This window comes from Arthrobacter sp. Y3225116 (genome assembly GCF_059091245.1).
Genome location: NZ_JBNHGL010000448.1, coordinates 1 through 1,166, shown reverse-complemented (window position 1 = coordinate 1,166; position 1,166 = coordinate 1). Strand labels below are relative to the sequence as shown.

The window sequence follows — 1,166 nt, the reverse complement described above, 5'->3', positions numbered from 1 at the left end:
GGCTGCATCCGGAGAACGTCGAGCTGTCCCGGCACATGCGCTCGCGCGCCGCCGTGGGCCGGGCGCTGCTGGACGGCGAGGTGCCGGCGGCGGTCTTCCAGGCCGGCGTCGTGATTGGCTCCGGTTCCGCCTCCTTCGAGATGATCCGGCACCTGGCCGAAAACCTGCCGGTCATGCCGGCGCCCAGCTGGGTGCGGCGCACCGTGGAGCCGATAGCGATCAGCGATGTGCTGCACTACCTGGAACGGGCGCCGGAGCTGCCGGCCGGGTTGAACCGCACCTTCGATATCGGCTCGCGGGAACAGATCACCTACGCGGGGCTGATGTACGGGTACGCGCGCGAGGCCGGGCTGGCGCGGCGGCTGATTTATGCCCTGCCGATTCCGGCTCCCGCGCTGGCCGGCTGGTGGGTGGCGCTGACGACCCCCATCCCGCACGCCATGGCCGTGCCGCTGGTGGAGTCCCTCCAGCACGACGCTATCTCCGCCGAGCACGACATCGACCGCTACATCCCGCCGCCCGCGGGCGGGCTCACCGGGTACCGCCGCGCGGTGCAGCTGGCGCTGGGCAAGATGGCCAGCGGCGAGGTGGAAACCAGCTGGACCAACGCCTCCAACAGCCCGCCGTCGGACCCGCTGCCCAGCGACCCCGAGTGGGCGGGCCGCACCGTCTTCGTGGACGCGCGGGAACGCGGCTCCGCCGTTGCGGCCGAGGACGTCTGGCGGGTGATCCAGGGAATCGGCGGGGACAACGGCTGGTACTCGTGGCCCGCGGCCTGGGCCATCCGGGGCGTGTTGGACAAACTGGTGGGCGGCGCCGGTCACAACCGCGGCCGCCGGCATGCCGACCGGCTCAGCGTGGGCGACGCCGTTGACTGGTGGCGGGTGGAGGCCATCGAGGACACGCCCGAGCGCCGGCTGCTGAGGCTGCACGCCGAGATGAAGGTGCCCGGCCAGGCCTGGCTGGAGCTGTCGGTGGTCCCGGCGGACGGCGGCAGTGTCTACCGGCAGCGCGCCATCTACTTCCCCACCGGGCTCTCCGGCAAGCTCTACTGGTGGCTGGTGCTCCCGTTCCACGGGCTGATCTTCCCCTCCATGGCCCGCAACATCATCCGCCGGGCGGCCCGGCTCGGGGCTGGGGGTCGCGGGGCTTCCGCGGGCGCGGCC

1 protein-coding gene is annotated in these 1,166 nt (G+C 72.8%); it reads left to right on the top strand.

Features of this window, described 5'->3' with window-relative positions; genetic code table 11:
* Positions 1–1,166 (top strand): SDR family oxidoreductase (locus AC5RV2_RS18200; protein ID WP_494093493.1); only part of this gene is annotated, 1,166 nt, incomplete at both ends.